Here is a 21,490-nt window from a genome sequence, read left to right as displayed (position 1 = left end):
TTGACATGATCAAACCATCTACATTAAAAATAAGCGGCACCATGCTTTTACTGGCAGCTGCCTGTTTCAGCTCGCGTGCCCAGCAATCGGCCGGAACCAAAGCCTGGGTAGCCAAATCAAACGAGTACACCAAAATCATCATCGAACTTGATAAAAAATACTCGCCGGAGTACGGCTCATCGCAAGGTTTGGCCGAATATGATAAGGACATCGCCGTACCCACCCTGCAAAACATCAAAGCCGAGCGCCGTGACGAAGAGGCCGTGGTTGCCAAGCTTACCGAAGCGCTTAAAACCGAGCATAACAATTTTATAAAGCAGGATATCAATATCATTATCACTCATTTAAAACTGGGCTTCCGCCAGCAGGATTTTGAACTGAACAGGCAGGTACCCTTTTTAAACGCAGCATCAACCGTTTACAGCGGACTGGAAACTTTACTTGACGACCAAACGCCCGAAGCCCGCCGCCAATCGGCAGTGATGCGGATGCGTAAATATGCCGGATTGGAAAAAGGCTATAAACCCCTTGCCGACATTTATAAAGAACGCGTACAGCAGCAGATGGCCGGTAAAAATATGATCTACCCATCCAAACAGCGCATGGGAACTGACCTATCGCGTAATGCAGCCATCATTAGCGGTATTGCCGAACTTTGCACCAAATACAAGGTAACTGGCTGGGAACAACCTTACGCCCTGCTCAAAAAGCAACTGGAGGCTTACGATGTTTGGACAAAAGCCAACGTTTTACCCAAAGCCCGCACCGATTTCCGCCTGCCGCCTGAAGAATATGCCATGAACCTCGAATCGTACGGTATTGATATTCCCCCGGCTAAAGTTGCTGAAATGGCTCATGCCCTGTTTAACGAGTTACAGGACGAGATGAAGCCCATTGCCGAGCAGATCGCAAAAAAACGCAACCTAAAATCGAGCGATTACCGTGATGTGATCCGAGAGTTGAAAAAAGAGCAGATTCACGGGGATTCGATCATACCCTTGTATGAGCAGCATTTGAAAGATATTGAGGCCATTATCCGCGATCATCAACTGGTTACCCTCCCAACCCGTCCGGCCATTATCCGCCTGGCATCAGCCGCCGAAACGGCGCAAGGACCCGCCCCGCACATGGTACCGCCTCCATTTTTGAACAATACAGGCCAGCGCGGCGTGTTTGTGCTGCCATTAAATATGCCAGCCTCGCCCGGCGAAAAGGCTACCGATAAATACGACGATTTCACCTTCGATGCCGCTTCATGGACCATCATTGCTCATGAAGCAAGGCCAGGCCACGAATTGCAATTTGATAAAATGGTGGAAGAGGGCGTATCGCAAGCTCGCGCTTTATACGCTTTTAACTCCACAAACGTAGAGGGCTGGGGTTTGTATTCTGAATACATTACCCGTCCGTACATGCCGTTAGAAGGGCAGTTGGTATCGTTAGATTATCGCCTGTTAAGGGCAGCCCGCGCTTTCCTCGATCCGGAATTACAGGCCGGTAAAATCACACAGCAACAGGCTCTGGATGTGCTGATGAACGATGTAGTACAATCACGCGCTTTTGCCCGCCAGGAGGTTGAACGCTATACTATTAATGCGCCCGGCCAGGCTAACAGTTATTTTTATGGCTTTACCAAGATGATAGCTTTACGTAAGGATACTGAAGCAGCATTAGGCAGCAAATTTAATGCGCTGCATTTTCATGATTTTATATTATCGCAGGGCATTTTACCACCTGCGTTGATCCGTGAGGCGGTGATGAATGAGTTTGTGCCGAAAGAGAAAACACTATAAAACAAAAAGCCGGATGGTAAAAGCATCCGGCTTTATTATTAAAACGTTATTGCTAAGTAAGCTAAAGCGGGCGTTTCTGAAAGCTTATAATACCTCAGGCGGGGTGGTCTGTCACAACCTGAGTAGGTAAAAGCCAAGACCTCTGAAAGAAATATTACATTACTATCTTGTCATGCTGAGGAACGAAGCATCTTCTTCGCCCTGTATAGCGGCTATGCAAGTTGTAGAAGATGCTTCGTTCCTCAGCATGACAACATGTTTTAAATGTCATGGGTAGCTTATCGAAAGGGCACGCGTAGAGCCCCCGCCCACCATGCTTCGACAGGCTAAGCATGACAACTATTTTGAGCACGTCATGAGTAAGAACGAAGAATGGCGTTAATTGATAAACTTACTTTTTCGCCTGCTTCAAAAGCCACCCGGCAATATCATTTGCCGCCTTATCATTTTCATATCCCGCCGGCAAACGGCCGTTTACATATTCGTTATACAGCCATGGGTCGCCAACAGCAATAACGGTACCTTTTCCATATTTGGTTGAAGCAATTATTACAGCGCCCTCCTTATTTTTAAGCACAGGAATGGCGGCACCGCTTAACCGTATCGAACAGGCATCTTTCATAAAAACTTTACCCGCTGTTTTTAATACAGGATTGTTTTTTACGTAGATGGCCCCATCTTCAAAATGAGCGTCATCCACAACATGATTTTGCAGATCATTATTAAAATGCATCCCAAACTTAGCAGCAAGATTGTTAAAATGCGGCAGCTCAACATTAACACTATCGTTAGCCATCATCAATAACACACCGCCTTTTTTTACCCAGGCCGATATATTTTCAATATCATCCTCCTGGATATAGTTAGGCCTCGGGCTTTCCTTTTTGGTATCCGGATCAACAATAATATATACCGATGATCCTTTCAGGTTATTTAATGTAGGCGCTACACCAAGGGTATCCAGTTTAGCACCTTTACTTGTAAATGCCTCACCAAAAATCTTAAAACCGTTGTTATCCGTTTCATCCCACAGGTAATGAAAACGCTCGGGCTGGCCGTTGGCACTTTTATGTACTTCGTGGTTGAAATAATAATCAAGCGTTACGGTTTGTGCATTTGCGGCAAAGCCGGCGAAGATGAATAGACAGGTTAATGATGATTTGAGTTTCATGATGATAGCTTTTTCTTATTCCCTTCCTCCGGAGGGCTGCGGTGGGCAAGCGCGGTGGCAGAGAGGGGATTGTACGCCTTGCATATTTACGAGCATGGCGATGAAACCCCTCCCTACACCCTCCTGAGGGAGGGAATCGCACGGCCCTATGCTTTTTATTTGTTTGATACCTTTTATTACACTCCTCCAAAAATCGAAAACCCGCCATCCACGCAAATCATCGATCCGGTTACAAATGCCGAGGCGTCGCTTAACAGCCATACCAATGCGCCTTTCAGTTCATCGGCCTGGCCAAAGCGTTTAAATGGCGTCTGTTTGATCACCAATTCGCCGCGTTGGGTGTAACCTCCTTCAGGTTTGGTAAGCAGGTTACGGTTTTGCTCGGTAAGGAAAAAGCCGGGTGCAAGGGCGTTCATGCGGATGCTGTCGCCATAGCGGTTGGCCAGTTCAACCGCAAACCATTGGTTATAGCAGTCAACAGCCGCTTTGCCCATGTTATAGCCTAATACTTTGGTAATGGCACGCTTAGAGTTCATGGACGAGATATTGACTATACTTCCCTTACCCGTTTTAGCAATGGCTTCACCAAAAACCTGTGTGGGGATCAGTGTGCCCCAAAGGTTCAGGTCCATCACTTTTTTCATCCCTTCGATGTTCATTTTAAAAACATCCTCATCGGGTTGTAAAACGCCCTCGGGCATATTGCCCCCTGCGCCGTTCACTAAACCATCTATCCGGCCAAAAACAGCCAGCAATTTATCTTTGGCTGCTATCAGTTCGGTTTCGTTCATTACGTCGGCAACTAAAGCTATGGCTTTACCACCTGCCTCATTTATCGCGTTAGCACGTTCTTCGGCTACCTGGGCGTTACGACCCAAAATGCCTACAGCGCCTCCGGCTTCAACTATGCCATCAATAAATGCTTTACCTAATATCCCTGTTCCGCCGGTTACTACTATTACTTTACCGGCCAATGAAAATTGATTATCCACTTAAATTATATTTTTCGGGTTGATGTATTGTTATTTTAAATCAGCTATCGCGATGGCGTCCATATCGGTATAATCGAGGTTTTCGCCGGCCATGCCCCATATAAAGCTGTAGCTGGCCGTGCCGCTGCCCGAATGGATGCTCCATGGCGGCGATACCACGGCGTCGTAATTATCCATGGTGATGTGGCGGGTTTCGTTCCCTTCGCCCATGTAATGAAATATCTTTTGGCCGGCAGGCACATCGAAATAAAAATAAGCTTCCATACGCCTGTCGTGCACGTGAGCCGGCATGGTATTCCAAACGCTACCCTCATGCAGAATGGTTAAACCCATCACCAGCTGGCAGCTTCGTACACCTTCCAAATGGATATACTTATTAATGGTACGCTTGTTGGCCGTAGCCGATGAGCCCAGTTCAACCTTTACAGCATCGGCATGAGTTAATAAAGTTTTTGGATACACTGCATGGGCGGGCGACGATAAAAAGTAAAATACGGCCGGGTTAGCAGCATCAACACTTTCAAAAGTTACGTTTTTGGTGCCTTTGCCAATGTACAGGCAGTCCAGTTTGTTTGTTTCAAAAACCTGTCCATCGGCTTTAACCACACCCCGACCGGCCACGCTGATAATCCCTATTTCGCGGCGCTCCAGGAAATACTCCGCACGTAGGTTAGGATAGTTTGGTAACTCAAGCACGTTGCTTACCGGGTTGGCCATACCTACAATCATCCTGTCGTAATGGGTATAGGTGCAATTAAGCTCATCGGGCTTAACCTGTTTATCAATCAAAAATCTTTCGCGTATGGTGGTGGTATTGTAGCTTTTAAAATCCGAAGGATGGACGCTGTGTAATGTTTTCAAAGCAAATGTTATTTTAGAAAATTCGTGGTTATCAGATACAAGTCTACAATCTTAAAAAGTATTAAAAAAGGGCTCTCAACCTTATTTTCACTCCAACGTTATAGTACAAATCACAATTCCTTATCAGCAAAAAACCAATTAAACTTTAACTATAACGTTTAAGTAAATATTTAAGGTTTTACATATCAATTTAATTAATTAAGCTTGTATAATTGAAGCATAAAGTGGTGTAAAATACCAAAACCGCCCTTTAACAACCGGTAAACCATACTAAACTATGAAACATTTATCAGCCTGCAAAAACATAGCCTTAGTTGCGCTTTTTTTGCTCATAACAGAGATAGCATCTGCACAACAACAGGAAATAACCGCCAAAAGTGCAAAAGCATGGGTTAAGGAACGCGTATGGGCCAATGGCTTAAAACTTAAGCTTAACTCATCAACCAATAATGTTGAATTTGCCAAACAATATGCAGCAAACAAGCCCCTTTGGGACAAAGCCTTCGAGTTTTTACGCGATCGTAACCTCGACCTGATGCCCCCCGGCAAATACCCTATAGATGGCGATAATGTTTATGCCTCGGTTACCGAAGGCCCATCCAAAGAGTTTGATCAATCGGCCTGGGAATCGCACCAAAACTACATTGATTTACAATATGTAATTAACGGCAAAGAAAAAATTGGTGTAGCTCCCATCGAAAGCCTCACCGTTACCAAACCCTACGATGCAGCTAAAGATGGTGCCAATTACAGCGGAGAGGGTAAATATTTTACAGCTACGCCCGACGAGTTTTTCCTGTTTTTCCCATCAGATGGTCACCGGCCTAATATTAAGGTTGATGGGTATGATAAGGTGAAGAAATTGGTGATTAAGATAAGGGTGGCGAAATAAAATTGTCGTCTGAATCAGAATTACAGAATTTTAGAATTTTCAAAATTAAGAGTACCAGCCCGCAGATAGATCGTGCGGGCTATTTTAATTCTGTTAGCTCTAAAATTCTGATTCAGACATTCTGTTAATTTTAAAATTCTGTAAATTCTGATTCAGACACCCTGCATCGTCCTCACCAGCTTCCTCACGTCAAAGCCCTGCTCAGCCGCCTGCGCTACCAGTTTATTATAGATCTGCTCATCAAGCGTCGAGCGCCGACTCAATATCCACAGGTATTTACGATTGGGATGACCAACCATGGCATAACTGTAATCATCGCCGAGTCCGATGATCCAGTATTTACCTTTAAAGGGCCATTGAAACTGCACCTCCAGTTTGGCATTACTCGTTTTATCGGCCACATAAGCCCGGCCCTCGGCAATTTTTATCTTATTATCCTTAATGCACCTGTTTTTAACAATAATGCCGCCATCAGGAGCCAAACCATAAGCAGCCGAAGTAAAGGTGCATCCCGATTCGAACCATTGCGGGAAAGCCGCAATCTCAAACCAGGCACCCACATATTTTTTTAAATCGACATAGGGAACGGTTTCAAGCGGTTGGCACCGCAATGCCTGAGCGGCAATGGCAGCTAAACCCAGTGCTACAGAACCTGCAATGATCTCTTTCTTCATAAATTAATAACGCCCGTTACGCCTGAAATGTTTAGGCAACGGGCGCATAAATGACATACAAAGGGCATATCATTATTTAATTACCTTTGCGCCAAAGCATTATTTTATAGCATGCCCCATAAAACAAACATCAGTATTTTAGGCTGCGGCTGGTACGGCAGTGCATTGGCAAAGGCATTGATTGCCGATGGTTTGCAGGTGAAAGGATCAACCACCTCAGTAGCCAAACTGGATGAGTTGGCGGCCGCAGGTATTAAACCCTACCTTGTTAATTTTTTACCGGGCGAGGAAAGTTATGATGCCGCTTTTTTTGATTGTGATGTGTTGTGGATAGCCATTCCGCCCAAAAGCCGCGGCGGCGAAGGTGCTGTTTTTGTTGATAAGATAAAAGGCATTATCAATGCCATAAAGCAGCATGCTGTACCTAACGTAATATTCATCAGCTCGACAGGAGTTTATGCCGATAGTAACCGGCAGATAAACGAAGAAACCGATCCGCACCCTAATACTGAAGCAGGCCGGGTTTTGCTGGAGGCCGAAAATCTTTTTCGTACTGAGGATAGCTTTAAAACCACGATTATCCGTTTTGCAGGTTTGATAGGCCCGGCACGCAACCCGGGCAGGTTTTTTGCCGGAAAAAAAGAGATTCCGAACGGAAATGCACCTGTTAATCTGATCCACCTGGACGATTGTATCGGATTAAGTAAAGCGATATTGGCAAAAAATGCTTTTGGATATTTGTTTAATGGATGTGCTCCTCATCACCCTGCAAAAGCTGATTTTTATACCCACGCGGCCATGCAATCAGGCCTTGAAAAACCTGAGTTTATAAGGGAGTTAAAAGAATGGAAAATTGTGCGCAGCATAAACGTGGGGCCGGTACTTGGCTATGAATATACCACCCTGTGGTAAGCTATCTTTATTTCGGAATTCGGATGTTCAATTTCGGATTTATTTTTTGGGGTTTACACCGATTATTTTTTGATTACACCGATTTACTGTGTGATTTCAGAATTCGGATTTTCGACTTCGGATTTTTTGTCTGAACTCGAATTTATGGAATGAAGGAATTAACAGAATGCTTTACAAATTCGAAAAATTCAAATAATTCCCCCAAATTCCGGTTCAGACTTTTTTTCACCAATTTGCCTGGCATTCTGCTCATTCTTTAATTCTGTAAATTCTGATTCAGACACTATTCCTTATACTCCAACGTTTTCTTCAGCACCACCTCCTCTGCCGAACGGGCTATCATCACATCGAACGTACCGGGTTCTGTAACCAGCTTCATATTAACATTCCAAACGGCGATATCCTCAGGTTTTATCTTAAATTTTACCGTTTTGGTTTCGCCGGGTTTCAGGCTGATTTTGTCGAAGCCCTTCAGGGCCATAACGGGTGTAGTTACCGAATTTATTTTGTTGCCGAGATACAATTGCACTACCTCTTTTCCCTCCATGCTGCCACTATTGGTAACATCAACCGAAACCGTTACCTCTTCTCCTTTGCTAAACGTAGGTGACGACACCTGCATATTGCTGTACTTAAATGATGTATAGCTTAACCCGTAGCCAAAGGGAAACAGCACACCAGGCGATGAAAAAACATAATCCTGCCCCGGCTTTTCGGGCGAACCGGGGTTATGGTAAAAACCCTTGTTTGATGCAACGTGGTTATAAAACACCGGGATATGCCCGGTTGATTGGGGGATAGAAACTGTAAGCCTGCCGGATGGGTTTACCTTACCAAACAGAATATTGGCAATGGCGTTGCCACCCCGTTCGCCGGGGTACCAGGCTTCAACAATGGCCGGGATGTTTTCCTTTTCCCAACTGATACTTTGCGGGCGGCCGTGTACCAGCACCAAAACAATCGGTTTACCTGTTTTATACACCTCCTGTAGCAACTCGCGCTGTACGCCATCCGGATTGATATCGGTAACATCGTACCCTTCACCACAGGTAAAGGGATCTTTAGGTTCACTTTCGGGTGCGTGCCCGTTCCAGCCTACACCCGAAAATACCACACTGGTAGTACCTAAAACCACCACTACGGCATCGCTGTTCCTGGCGGCATCAACAGCCGCTTCAAAACCGCTTTTGTCCGATCCGGAGAGCGCACAGCCTTTGGCATAATTGATCTTTATTTTATTGCCTGCCAATTGTTTAATCCCATCCAACACGGTAGTGCCTGAACGGCTATCCCTTGTTGAACTATAATCGCCGTACTGAACCTGGTTAGCGTTGGGGCCAATCACCGCCAGCGATTTCAGGCTGTTTATATTAAGCGGTAACAGCTGTTTTTCATTTTTTAGCAGGATGATGGATTCTTCGGCTATCTGTTGTGACAGCGCGATATGATCGGGCGTATGTACACGTTTTTTTAGCGCCAATGTATCAGGCAGGGCCTTTTCAAACAGTCCGGCTTTAAATTTTATGGTGAGGATACGGGCAACGGCGCTGTCAATCTGCGCCTCTTTTACCTTTCCTGTTTTTACCAAGTTAATCAGCTTTTCATATACATCCGGGCTGGGTGCTTCCAGGTCGACCCCGGCGTTGAGGCCTATGGGCGCAGCGTTATCAGCATCTTGCGCGATATGATGAAACGTATACAAATGCTTGAGGCCTTCATAATCAGAAAAAACATACCCTTTAAATCCCCACTCCTGCCTTAATATAGTTTGCAGCAGCCACTTATTGGCATGCGCGGGTACGCCATCAATCTCGTTGTAGGCGGGCATCAGCGCGTAAATATTTGCCTTTTGTACAGCGGCCTTAAAAGGCGGCAAAAACATCGACCGCAATTCCCGTTCGCCTACCGATGCCGGGGCCAGGTTAATACCTGCTACCGGGATGCTGTAAGCGGCGAAATGTTTGGCTGTACAAATCACCTTATCCTTCCCTATTCCATAGATAGTTTGCGACGGATCGCCCTGCATGCCTATAACAAATGAAGTTCCCATCCGGCTTACGAGGTAAAGGTCTTCTGCATAGCATTCCTCATTACGGCCATAACGCGGGTCGCGGATGAGATCGAACAGAGGCGATAATGCCTGGTCTACTCCCGATGAGCTGGCTTCATAAGCAATTACCGAACCCATTTTTTCTATCAATGCCGGGTTCCAGGTACTGCCTTGCGCAATGGCCTGCGGAAAGATAGTGGCTCCTGCGGCCAGTTGCCCGTGCAAACATTCGCCTATTTGTATGGGCGGGATACCTAAGCGGGTTTGTTCTTTGGCGTATTTTTTTGCCGAGATGGATAGCGTGGCAATATCATTGATATTTGTAAAAGGACTTTCACAAACGCCATAAGCTATGGGGTTTTGCATCGAGCCTTTTAGGGAGTTCATACTCATCTGGCCTACTTTTTCTTCCAAAGTCATGCGGGCCAGGAGGTCTTTTACTCGCTCGGCTACCGGCGCTTTCGGGTTTTTATAAACCTGTGCGTTGGCGGTTTTTATTACAAAAGCAAAGGCTATAAGTAGGGCTATTTTCTTTTGCATAGGAAATATAAATTTATCATTTTTAACGTAGAGACGCATCACATGCGTCTCCCGCATGCAAATCACGAAAGCTAAGCAACCCGGACTTGCAGGTAGCTTATCCTAAAGGAGGCGCATGTGATGCGTCTACAAAAAACAGGGAGACGCATGTGATACGTCTCTACAAAACAGCCATTAATGTATCAGATAAAACTTCGGATAAAGCTTATCTCCTCCAACTGTTTTCAACTCAATCAGTGTTTGATTTTCATTGGCCTTATCCGCCATATAATGTCCGCTTAAAGCATAAACGCCTTTTTTCAGATGCAACAATGCTTTTTGCGGCTCCACGTAAGTGTTAAATCCGGGTTTAATTACCTCCTCATTATCCACAAACAAGGCAGGGCTTACTTCAAAACCTGATGTAAGTTCGTAATCAGCTTCTTTATCTATCTTAATAAAACCTTTAATTTTCACCCAGTTAATATATTCTTCAGCAACCGGTTTAAACGGTACAATAAGGTTGGTTACACCGGTTTCAAAGGGCTTTTCATTTTCCAGTTTGGCAATATCGCGTTCGCGGGTTTTAAAAATTTCATAGGCCATACCCGGTTTCAGGCTGGCCGGTTTTTCATGGGTCGGTTTAATGCTTACCCGTTTAATATTTGCCGTTTGGCGAATGTGCTGATCATTCAGCGTCCAGGTGGTAAAAGTTCGTAAGCCGATGCTATCTTTCAGCGGGACGTTGATATTTACCGGGAAAGGTACTGCGGTGCTGTTTGCATCGGGCATTTTACCGTTAATATTGTAACGAACTTTAGCTCCGTTCAGCGGATAATTCATCACTAACTTAAGCCTGGTTTTGTTGGTTACTATGTTGTCAATTCCGTCAATATCAGGCAAGCGTGCGTTAAAATTCCAAAGTTTGAACAAGCCGTACTGGTTTTTCATTTTCCAGCCAAAGCGGTCAAGGTTCTTCTCGCTCTTCGGGCTCCAGGTTAACTCTGCAACAGCAAGGGCACGGGGGTAAACCATGTATTGCAGGTGTTGCGCATTAGGAATCTTTTCATTCCAGATATTGCCCTGCGCGCCTAAAATGTATTCAGCCTCGGCGGCAGTTAACTCTTTCGATTGAGGTTCGTAATTATACACCATTTGCCAGGTAACCGGCGGGTTCCAGCCTATAGGTTCCAGCTCTTCGTTGGCCTGCGGGGCATCAAAATACATGTAAGGCAGCGGGGTCATCACCACATGGTGGCGCATTTTGGCGGCGGCTATCCCACCGGCTTCACCCTGCCAGCTCATAACGGTAGCCGATTCGGCAAGGCCACCCTGCAGTATCTCATCCCATCCTACCAATCGTTTATTTTTGGAGAGCAGGAATTTTTCTATCCGTTTAATAAAATAGCTTTGTACCTCTTTCTCGTTTTTCAGATGTTCGCGCTTCATGAGGGCAACAGCCGTAGGGCTTTTCAGCCAGTCCACCATTTCGGCTTCGTCGCCGCCTATGTGTACATATTGGTTGGGGAATAGCTCTATCACTTCTGTAAGTACATCTTCCATAAACTTAAAAGTGTACTCGCCGGGGTCGAGCATCCGAACGCGGTGTTTGGCTCCTGTCGAGTCCTGGCAGCCCAGTTGCGGGTAGGCAAAAATGGCCGCCTCGCTATGGCCGGGCATTTCTATTTCGGGGAGGATTGTCACAAACCTGTCCTGCGCGTATTTAATCACGTCTCTAATCTCATCTTTGGTGTAAAAACCATCACGCCCATCATCTATCAGGTTATCAAGCTTACGGAATTCGCCTCTTTTTGCGTAATAACTGATTTTTGAGCCAACTTCTGTAAGGCGCGGGTATTTATCTATCTGGATGCGCCACCCCTCATCATCAGTTAAATGCCAGTGAAAAGTGTTGAGCTTATAGTGCGCCATCACATCGATGTATTTTTTCACTTCATCCACAGTAAAAAAATGACGGCTCACATCCAAACTCAAACCACGCCAGCCAAACCGGGGCTGATCGGCAATGGCACAGGCCGCAATTTTTAATGGTGCGCCTTTATCCGTGGGTAACAGTTGAATAAGCGATTGCACCCCATAAAATACACCGGCGCCATTACCGCTGATGCTTACCGAAACAGGTGACACATGCATAGTGTAAGCGCCCTCCTGGTTCGACCATACATTGTTCAGCCTGATAGGCGTTTTGGCAGGGATCTGCCCGTAAACCTTCACCGTCGTTGCCAAACCATAATTTTGATTGAGGTATTCCTGCAGATACCTGCCTATTGGCTCGGTTTCTTTATTTACGCCGATAACAGCGGCTTTACTTAACACCATGCTTCCGCTACCTGCTTTCAGGCTAACCGGCTGCGGGATAATATGAAACTGCGCTTCGGCCGCTGCCGTTAAAAACAGCATGGCCGATAGCAAAATATATTTTAATGATGATTGCTTATTCATTTCGGTAGATAACAGACAGGATTATATTTTAACGGTGATATTCTTTTTGTAAAGGATCCACACGGGGATAAAGATAATAAGCACAGTAAGGATTGCCCCCGCCAGCGAAGCATTCTCGGGTGACAGGTACAGCACAAACGCATGATAATAAACAAACGACCATAAATTGGTTTTCTGCACCGGGATGGCCGCCAGCACAGCCGGAATAATATCGGCCAGTACATACGCAGCTATCGCATTTCGTCCAAAAGCCAAAAACGGCGGCAGCAGGGCTTTGTTACCTTTTATATCGATAAACCAGTAGGATAATGCGAGGATATTAATGGCCAACCCGGCGGTCAATAATACAAACGAGCTTGTCCATAACTGTTTGTTGATGGGGAAAAATGTGTTCCAGATGAGTGCTAAAACAATCAGAATGATTCCAACGCCCATCATCTTAAACAGATCGGTACTGGTTTTGAATTTGCCTGTTTTAAGCCAGGCACCGGTAAACACGCCCAACAAACAGGTTGCCACCGATGGAATGGTGCCCAACAACCCTTCCGGATCCCAGGTTTTGGATGCACCCCAGAGGTGATTTTCGGTAAACACCGAGCGGTCTATCCAGGCACCTAAATTGGTTGCCGGCTCAAGATTTGGTGTACCGAAGCCCGGTACAGGCACCAACGTCATCAATAAATAATAGCCTATCAAGCAGATTACGGCAATAATCACCTGCGTACGGATACCCGTTTTAACGTACAACAAGGCAGTTATGCCAAATACGAGCCCGATGCGCTGCAACACACCGGGAATGCGCAAATGCGCGAACTGAAAATCGTTTATCAGGGGCAAACAAATGCCCAATGCTATGATAATAATAGTTCGACGTAAAATGGATAGCAGCAGCTTACTGTGGTTTTCAACCTCGGCTTTTTTGCTTTCCATGGCGTAAACTATGGATACGCCGACCATGAATAGAAAGAAGGGAAACACCAGATCAGTAGGTGTACAGCCGTTCCATTTGGAGTGTTCAAGCGGCCAGTAAATGTGCCCCCAATCGCCGGGATCATTCACCAATATCATGGCAGCTACGGTAAATCCTCTGAAAAAATCGAGCGATAAAAGTCGAGGCCGTTTTGTTTTTGATGTGCCTGATTCCCGGGCGGGTTGCTGAGGATTGAATACTATGGTTGCCATTATGCTTGAGCTTGCTTAGCTATTTTTTTTATGCGTTTTTAATGTGTATTTAAATTGGTATGTGCCCGAGCCAATGTCCATTTGCAAATCGCTGCCGGTTGCCGGTTTAACATTGGTAATATCATTATTGGCAGTGATATCAACATTTCCCTCGGTAACCGTACCGTTAACCGATGGCAGGGTAACATGCGCGGTGGTGTTTGGCGGCACTATCACATCTAAAGTAAAAATGCCATTGTCAATACTCCATGCCGATTTCACCTTTCCGTACAGGGTTTCCAATTCGGCGTGGGCATTGGTGAGTTTGCCGCCCGGGTGCGGGAAAATATTGATTTTATGAAAACCCGGATCAGCCTCATCTGTATTAATACCGGCTACAACGCGGTACATCCAATCGCCTATGGCACCGTAGGCGTAGTGGTTAAATGAGTTCATCTCCGGGTCTTCGAAGGTGCCGTTGGGTTTTATGCCATCCCATCGTTCCCATATAGTAGTTGCTCCGTTTTTTACGGGATAAAGCCATGAGGGGTATGATTCCTTCATCAACAGATCGTAGGCGATATCGGTATGACCGAAGCGACTTAACACGTGGCAGATGTAGGGCGTGCCTAAAAAACCTGTTGTAATGTGTTCATCATAATCCTCAATATTGTGAACCAGCCTTTGCGCGGCAGACTCGCGCAGGTTTTCGGGCAGCAGATCAAAGTTCAGCGCCAGCACGTAAGATGTTTGCGTGCCCGAAATCATGCGGCCATTTGGCGTGACATATTCTGCCTGGAAGGCTTTTTTAATATCGGCCAATAGCTGGGTGTATTTTTTAACATCGTCCTGCTTACCCAATATGGTGGCTGCATTGACAACCAACTGGGTTGAGTATGCATAAAAGGCCTGGGCTATCAGGTTTTTATCGGTAAGGGCGGCACCGTCTTCATAATCGGTGCCGGCGTAAAACAGCCAATCGCCAAAGTGGTTGCCGGTATCCCATAAGCCGGCGCGGGTGTGGGCGGTTATGTAGCCGACCCAGGCGGTCATGCTGGCGTATTGATCTTCCAGTACCTTTTTATCGCCGTAGGCCAGGTAAATATTCCAGGGGGCAATAGTTGCCACATCACTCCAGCCCGATGCCGCCGACAAGCTTTTGTCGCCAAGCACATCAGGTATCACGTATGGAACGGCACCGTTTTTATGCTGATCTGCCGAGAGATCTTTCAACCATTTGGTAAAAAAACCGGCCACATCCATATTGAATGTTGCGGTGCGGGAAAAGGCCTGTGCATCACCTGTCCAGCCCATACGTTCATCACGCTGCGGGCAATCGGTAGGCACATCAATAAAATTTCCTTTTTGCCCCCATTGAATATTGTGCTGTAATTGATTGATAAGCGGATTTGAAGTAGAGAAGCTACCGGTTTGCGCCATATCCGAATACAAGGCAAAAGCGGCTACACTGGTTGAATCGATCGGGCCGTTATAACCAACTACCTTCAGGTACCTAAACCCCTGAAAGGTGAAATGCGGTTCGAAGGTTTCAACGCTATCGCCTTTAAATACATAGGTATTTTCCTGTTTGGCAGTACGCAGGTTTTTTGTGTAGAAGTTTCCTTGCTGATCCAAAACCTCGGCATGAAAAAGCTTCACAGTATCCCCTGCTTTGGCTTTAAACTTAAACTGCACCCATCCTACCAGGTTCTGCCCAAAATCAACAACCTTTTCGCCTGCCGGCGTAGTAAATACCTTAAGGGGCTTAAACATTTCGTGCTTACGCACCGGCGGACCAAAAGTAGCAACCAGATTTTCTCTTACAGAATCGGTACGCACCGAGTCCCAGGTGGCAGCGTTATAAGTAATGGTTGCCCAGCCCTTCTTTTCCTTACGGGCATCATAAACCTCCCCATCAAAAAACGACGATGAGCGGATAGGCCCATACGCAACCTTCCAGCTTTTATCCGAATTGATAATTACGCGTTTGCCATTGGTATAAACCACTTCTAACTGGAACAGCAAACCCAGCTTGCTGCCGTACACGTTTTTTTTGCGGTTGTAAGTATAGCCGCGGTACCAGCCATCACCAAGGGTTACGCCAACGGCATTATCGCCTTTCAGCAAATCGGCAGTAACATCATACACCTGGTATTGCAGGCGTTTGTTGTAGCTTGTCCAGCCGGGGGCAAAATAATCAGTGCCTATGCGTTTGCCGTTAAACTGGGCTTCATACAGGCCATGGGCTGTGATGTATAAATGTGCTGCACGTACTTTATGATCGAGCTTAAATGTTTTGCGAAACATGGGGCTGGGGCCGCCTGTGGTATCCGAAAGGTAATTGTCTTCTATCCATTTGGCTGTCCAGTCGGCAGGTTTTAGCAAACCCATTTTCCAGGAGTTTACCATGCTCCAGGGAGTAACCTGCTGGCGGTTATTCCAAACACGCACCTGCCAGTAAACCTTTTGGCGCGAGGCCAGCATAGGCCCGCCATAATAAACGTGCAGCGATTCACCCGAAGTTACCTTTCCTGATGTCCAGATCAGGTCTTTTCCTTTCAGCAGGGATACGGCATTACTGCCTACCCTCACTTCATAAGCCGTTTGTTGGATATTGCGGTCGCGGGTTATCAGTTTCCAGCCGAGACGCGGGTTGGCCTGGTCTACAGCAATGGGGTTGATCTTATACTCGCAGATCAGGTTATCAACCCGGAACGGCGGCGGAACGGGCGGCGCTTTCTGCGCCAGTACAATTATCGGCAAATACAAAAAAAGCAATACAATAATGCGTGTGCATACCTTTTTACACATACCTTTTTGGGGTTTAATAGTTGATGCTATTAAATATACTTTAACAGCAATATTGTTTTGATATGCACCTGTAATTTTTTTTGAGCAGGCCGTAAAATGATGCGTTCATTGCAATATAGGGTATAAACGTATTATGGCCCGGTAATAGTTTTAACCGGGCCATGTAACATTATTAGTGTTCGAGGTTGGCCTGGTTTAATGGATAAGGGTACAGCAAACGGATATTGGCATAAGCAGCCGAATTAATCTGCCACGAATCATTTTTATAAGCGCGTTCGCTGGCTGCGTGGGCTTTCATTACTTCGGTAGCTTTGCCGGTACGCAATAAATCAAACCAGCGGTGGTTTTCGAAAGCAAGCTCAACCTGGCGTTCGTGAGCTATTGCTGTGCGGAACTGTTCCTGAGTGCTTACATTCAGATCAGGATTGGAATTTCCGATTGATTTAGGATCGAGACCGGCTCGGTGCCTAACCAGGTTAAGGTATTTAAATGCATCGCTGCTACCAAAACCCTGTTCGTTCAGGCATTCGGCAAGCATCAGGTAAACATCGGCGTAGCGATAAACCGGGAAGTTGTTACCGGTAATGCCTTGTACTGCGCCAATGCTCTGGTATTTTTTGATGAAGGGCAGATCGATGCCATACTCATCCGATGTAAAGTCGGTTAGTGAGGCATCCCTCCTTGCATCACCATCTTCATAAGCGTTTACCAGGTCCTGCGTTGGGATATTCCAGCCGTTGGGGGCGCCGTTGGCTATCTCATAGCCGGTGATATCGGTATCGTAATAATCCCAGGGGATGAAGGTATCTACAAAATCGCTGCCCAGCCCGTTAGGGCCTTCAATATATTGGATCTCAAAAATCGACTCAGGACCGTTTTCCTTTTTGATGTCAAAATTATCGGCATAATCATTATTCAAACTGTAAACCCCCGATGATATAATACTGCGGAGTAAGGGTATGGCCAGATCAAATTTCTTCTGGGTCATGTAAACTTCGGCCAGCATGGTTTCGGCTGTTCCTTTGGTAACACGGCCCTTGTCGGTTTGAGCAGTAAACCTTAACGGAAGCTTGGTTATAGCAGCCTGCGCATCGGCAATAATCTGGGTGTATATATTAGCTACCGATGTTTTAGTTGCGGTTTTGAAAGCATCACCTACCGATTGAGTTTCGGTAATTACCAACGGTGCATCGCCAAACATGCGTACGATGTTAAAATAGTTAAAGGCGCGTAAAAAATAGGCCTGCCCACCAATGGTATCGGCCGAAGCAGCATCAACGGTGCCTGTGGGGAGCCTGGCGAGGATTACATTACAGCGCTGAATATCGGCATACGAGTTATTGAAAAATGATTCAACTATATCGTTATTGTTCAGTTCCCTAAACTCATCTATCTCCTCTTTATTGGTAGCCGAACGATCATAGGGATCATATTCGTACGAGGTATTGTCAGACCGCATCTCGGCCATGGCCCACATCGAGCCGTTGTAGATGCCCTGCAGCGGAGCATACGCGCCGTTTATGGCCTGCTGAAACTGAGCCTTGGTTTTATAAAAATTTTCTTTGGTTTGCGAATCGGTTGGCTGAAGCGAGAGATAATCTTTTTTACAACCGGCAAAGCCAATGGTGATAACAGTAAGAAAAACGTAGATATATATTTTCATGATCTGTTGATTGTTAAAGTGTTGATAATTAACCATACCCGCCGCATTAAAATGTAACGTTGCAACCCAGCGTATAAACTGCCGATACCGGGTAGCCGGTAAAGTTTACATTAGGCGATAGGGATCGGTTACCGTCCTGCCCTTCAATGCCCACTTCGGGATTACCACCCTTATAACCGGTTATCAGTATAGCGTTCTGTGCACTGAAATAAACCCTGAAGTTTTTGCTGAATTTGGTTTTGAAGTTATAGCCAAGGTCAATGTTCTTCACGGCGAGGTATGAATTGCTCTCAACCCAGTAAGATGGATAATAATCGCGGGCCAGGTTGGTGTTTGATACCGTTGTGGGCAACAAACCTGCGCCCGGCTGCTTGGCCGAACGCCACCGAGCCATAACGCTTTGCTCAACATTAAACACGCCATCCAAATTGGTGGTGAATTGCTTGTACATGTTAAACACATGCCCGCCTACCGAGCCTGCCGATATGATATTCATATCAAAGCCATGGTATGCAAAGTGGTTATTAAAACCAAAAGTAAATTTAGGCCATGGGTTGCCGATAGGCACCTGGTCGCTGCCGTCAATTACGCCATCATTGTTAACATCTTTATAGCGGATATTCCCCACCTGTTCGCCGTCAAAATGAGGGTACTTATCCAGCTCGGCCTGGTTTTGGAAGATGCCCTCGAATATGTAGCCAAAAAATTGCCCCAGCGGCAGGCCTGCTTTGGTAATACTGGTTGGGTTATCATTGATAGGCGCATCGTAAATATGATCTGTTGATCCAAGACTCAACACCAGGTTGCGGTTAAATGACAGGTTAAAATCGGTATTCCAGGTAAAATCTTTACTTACTATGTTTTTAGTGGTAACTGTAAACTCCCAGCCCCTGTTGCGCACATTACCTACGTTTGAGAGTGCCCCTGTGTAACCCGATGAGCCAGGGATAGTAATAAACTGCAGCATATCCTGCGTATAGCGGTTGTAATACTCTGCTATAATGTAAACCCTGCCTTTAAACAGCGAGAGGTCCATACCTATATCCAGCTGGCGCGTGGTTTCCCAGCCCAACTGCGTATTTCCCGGATCGCTTAATGCTGCACCCGGAACCAGCACACCGCCAAAAGTGTAATTGGCCGGATCAACCGGCGGGATGGATTGGTAGTTGCCCACGCTGTTATTACCTGCGTGGCCGTAGCTGCCGGTAAATTTTAACTGATCTATAAAGCTGGTTTTAGGGAAGAATGATTCATCCGAAATACGCCAGCCGCCCGATATCGAAGGGAAAGTCCCCCATTGATGACCGGGTGCAAACCTTGATGAACCGTCGCGACGGATAGAGGCACCCAACAGGTATTTATCTTTATAGGCATAGTTTACCCTTGCAATTAATGATTGCAGGCGCCATTCTTCATCACCGGCATCGGCAGTAACAATAGTAGCATGATTTAATGATTTTATCACATCATCAGGAAAGCCCGTACCATACGCAAACCTGAAATGGGTATTTTCCTGCTGCAATGAATAATCGCCTAAAACAGTTAAAGTATGGTTACCCCAGGTTTGTTTATAGGTGATGGAGTTTTCGTTAAGCCAGTTAAGCGAGTTTCCTGAACTGAAATTACCCTGGGCTTTAACACGTGTGCCTGTACCATCATCGGGCGCATTAAAACCGCCCAGAAAAGATGGCCTGAAGTAGTCGCCGTTGCTGTTTTGGTAATCAACACCAAAGGTTGATTTGATATCGAGCCCTTTAATTGGCTGCCAGGTGATGTATGTATTAGCCAGCGTGCGGAAATCTTTATACATATTGGTGGTGTTAACCAGGGCACTCACCGGGTTATTGTTTTGAAATGTACCCGGCGAACCAATTACATGGGTATATGAGCCATCGGGCCGTTTTACGGGTACAAGCGGGCTTTCCAGGTAGGCCTGGCTTAATGCCGCGGTAAGGAAGTGACCATCTGTTTGCTGCAGGTTACGCTGGCTGTAAGTTGGCGCTATGCTTAAACCCACGGTAAGGTTTTTGGCGATATCGGCATCCATATTGCCTTTGATAGAGTACCGGCGGAAACCGGTATTCAGCACCGTACCGCGCTGATCAAAAAAGCCCATCGAAAATAATGACCTTACTTTTTCGGTACCGTTTGATACGGTAACATCATAGTTTTGCATAGGTGCGTTGCGTGTTACCGCATCAAACCAATCGGTGCCAAAACCATATTTAGATGGGTTTTGATATTCTGCCGGGATTGGGGTATGAGTGCCGTTCACCGCATTGGCATCCTGAATAGCCTCTTTACGCCACTGGGCAAACTCGGCGGCGGTCATCATTTTCAGCTTACTTTTAGGCAAGATGGTCTGGATGCCTGTGGATGTGTTTACCGTAACGCTCGATTCGCCTTTTTTTGCTCTTTTTGTGGTGATCAGGATAACACCATTTGAGCCACGCGACCCGTAGATAGCTGTCGAGGCCGCATCTTTCAATACGCTTATATTTTCAATATCATCGGGATTGATGGTACTTAAAGGGTTTTGATACTGATCGAACCCCGGAGAGATCGGGAAGCCGTCAATTACATACAAAGGATCATCGCCGGCACCAACCGAACCTGCGCCGCGGATGTTGATGGATACGCCACCACCCGGTGTGCCCGTTACCTGGTTTACGGTAACACCCGCCAACTGGCCTGCCAGTTTTAAATCAACGCTGGCAGCTTTAATCTCTTTAATGTTGCTCATTTTAACCGAGCCTACGGCGCCGGTAACATCCTTGCGTTCCTGGTTACCGTAGCCTACTACCACAACCTCCTTCAGCTCCTGGTTGTCTTCGGCTAAAACCACGTTAATGGTGGTTCGCTTATTAACCGGTTCTTCTTTGGTTTGAAAGCCGATATAGGTAAATACCAAAGTAGCATTATCATCGGCACTCAATGTAAATTTGCCATTCACATCTGTTACAGCGCCTACATTGGTTCCTTTTATCTTAACATTAACACCGGGCAAAGGCTGGTTTTTATTATCTGTAACGGTCCCCGTAACGGTTATGGGCACAGCTGCTGCTTCAACAGTTTCTTTTTTATTTACAATGATGTTTTTGTTTTCGATAACATAAGTTAGTGGTTCATCCTTAAAACATTGTTTTAATGCCTCATCCAACGATGCATTACTGAGTTGTAAAGAGATAGGTTTGGCTTTTGAAATATCCTTGTACCTGTAAAAAAAATAATAGCCGCTTTGTTTTTCAATGGCTTTGAAGGCCTTGTCGATACTTATCGACTTCTCGTTTAATGTGATAGACTGTGAAAAACTTTTAGCGCTTAACTGCAAACAACCGATAGTAATCAATAAGACCGTTAATCTCATGGTCAAAAATAGTTTTGAATAGGTACCTGTGGCACTAAATACTTTACCAGTAAAGTTTAAATGCATAACTTCGTAATGTTTGGGTTAAAAATTGAGTTAACGAAATACGACAAGCTTGATCCACAACATTATGCCGGAAGCGTTGCAGCGCTTCCGGCTTT

The 21,490-nt window shown here is 45.8% G+C and carries 13 protein-coding genes; 3 read left to right on the top strand and 10 right to left on the bottom strand.

Features of this window, described 5'->3' with window-relative positions; genetic code table 11:
• Positions 1-5: 5 nt before the first annotated feature.
• The gene (locus tag HYN43_RS02260; protein ID WP_119407907.1) at positions 6-1,793 is read left to right on the top strand and encodes a DUF885 domain-containing protein; all 1,788 of its coding nucleotides are present in this window, start codon (positions 6-8) and stop codon (positions 1,791-1,793) included.
• Between the two features lie 391 nt (positions 1,794-2,184).
• On the opposite strand, the gene HYN43_RS02255 is transcribed toward HYN43_RS02260, so the two are convergent.
• The 3 genes from HYN43_RS02255 to kduI all read right to left on the bottom strand — a co-directional run bounded on the left by HYN43_RS02255 (position 2,185) and on the right by kduI (position 4,817).
• Positions 2,185-2,964: a DUF4350 domain-containing protein gene (locus HYN43_RS02255; protein ID WP_119407906.1), complete on the bottom strand. Its 780-nt coding sequence runs from the start codon at positions 2,962-2,964 to the stop codon at positions 2,185-2,187.
• Positions 2,965-3,140: 176 nt separating this feature from the next.
• Positions 3,141-3,956 (bottom strand): SDR family oxidoreductase, encoded by an 816-nt coding sequence (locus HYN43_RS02250; protein WP_119407905.1) that lies wholly within the window; start codon positions 3,954-3,956, stop codon positions 3,141-3,143.
• 30 nt (positions 3,957-3,986) lie between these two features.
• Positions 3,987-4,817 (bottom strand): 5-dehydro-4-deoxy-D-glucuronate isomerase, encoded by an 831-nt coding sequence (gene kduI, locus HYN43_RS02245; RefSeq protein ID WP_119407904.1) that lies wholly within the window; start codon positions 4,815-4,817, stop codon positions 3,987-3,989.
• Positions 4,818-5,094: 277 nt separating this feature from the next.
• Between kduI and HYN43_RS02240 the strand changes: the two genes are divergently transcribed.
• Complete coding sequence (locus HYN43_RS02240) at positions 5,095-5,709, top strand: NanQ anomerase/TabA/YiaL family protein (RefSeq protein WP_119407903.1); 615 nt, start codon at positions 5,095-5,097, stop codon at positions 5,707-5,709.
• Positions 5,710-5,861: 152 nt separating this feature from the next.
• Here HYN43_RS02240 and HYN43_RS02235 read toward each other — a convergent pair whose 3' ends face one another.
• Complete coding sequence (locus HYN43_RS02235; RefSeq protein WP_119407902.1) at positions 5,862-6,383, bottom strand: lipocalin family protein; 522 nt, start codon at positions 6,381-6,383, stop codon at positions 5,862-5,864.
• Between the two features lie 111 nt (positions 6,384-6,494).
• Here HYN43_RS02235 and HYN43_RS02230 point away from each other — a divergent pair, with 111 nt between their 5' ends.
• Positions 6,495-7,295 (top strand): SDR family oxidoreductase, encoded by an 801-nt coding sequence (locus tag HYN43_RS02230; RefSeq protein WP_119407901.1) that lies wholly within the window; start codon positions 6,495-6,497, stop codon positions 7,293-7,295.
• 283 nt (positions 7,296-7,578) lie between these two features.
• On the opposite strand, the gene HYN43_RS02225 is transcribed toward HYN43_RS02230, so the two are convergent.
• From HYN43_RS02225 to HYN43_RS02200, 6 genes are all read right to left on the bottom strand, one after another.
• Positions 7,579-9,885 (bottom strand): glycoside hydrolase family 3 N-terminal domain-containing protein, encoded by a 2,307-nt coding sequence (locus HYN43_RS02225; protein ID WP_162996260.1) that lies wholly within the window; start codon positions 9,883-9,885, stop codon positions 7,579-7,581.
• Between the two features lie 174 nt (positions 9,886-10,059).
• Positions 10,060-12,327, bottom strand: coding sequence for a beta-N-acetylhexosaminidase (locus tag HYN43_RS02220; protein ID WP_119407899.1), 2,268 nt, complete (start codon positions 12,325-12,327; stop codon positions 10,060-10,062).
• Positions 12,328-12,348: 21 nt separating this feature from the next.
• A complete protein-coding gene (locus HYN43_RS02215) occupies positions 12,349-13,509 on the bottom strand; it encodes an acyltransferase family protein (RefSeq protein WP_119407898.1) in 1,161 nt (386 codons plus the stop codon).
• A gap of 15 nt (positions 13,510-13,524) precedes the next feature.
• Positions 13,525-16,299 carry an alpha-L-rhamnosidase gene (locus HYN43_RS02210; RefSeq protein ID WP_119407897.1) on the bottom strand — a complete coding sequence of 925 codons (2,775 nt, stop codon included), beginning with the start codon at positions 16,297-16,299 and terminating at the stop codon, positions 13,525-13,527.
• Positions 16,300-16,471: 172 nt separating this feature from the next.
• The gene (locus tag HYN43_RS02205; RefSeq protein ID WP_162996259.1) at positions 16,472-17,962 is read right to left on the bottom strand and encodes a RagB/SusD family nutrient uptake outer membrane protein; all 1,491 of its coding nucleotides are present in this window, start codon (positions 17,960-17,962) and stop codon (positions 16,472-16,474) included.
• A 46-nt stretch (positions 17,963-18,008) separates the two neighbouring features.
• Positions 18,009-21,329, bottom strand: a complete 3,321-nt coding sequence (locus HYN43_RS02200; protein ID WP_162996258.1) for a TonB-dependent receptor — start codon at positions 21,327-21,329, stop codon at positions 18,009-18,011.
• Positions 21,330-21,490 lie beyond the last annotated feature (161 nt).

The sequence above is a fragment of the Mucilaginibacter celer genome, from assembly GCF_003576455.2.
GTDB lineage: Bacteria > Bacteroidota > Bacteroidia > Sphingobacteriales > Sphingobacteriaceae > Mucilaginibacter > Mucilaginibacter celer.
This window is presented reverse-complemented; position numbering and strand designations above follow the sequence as displayed.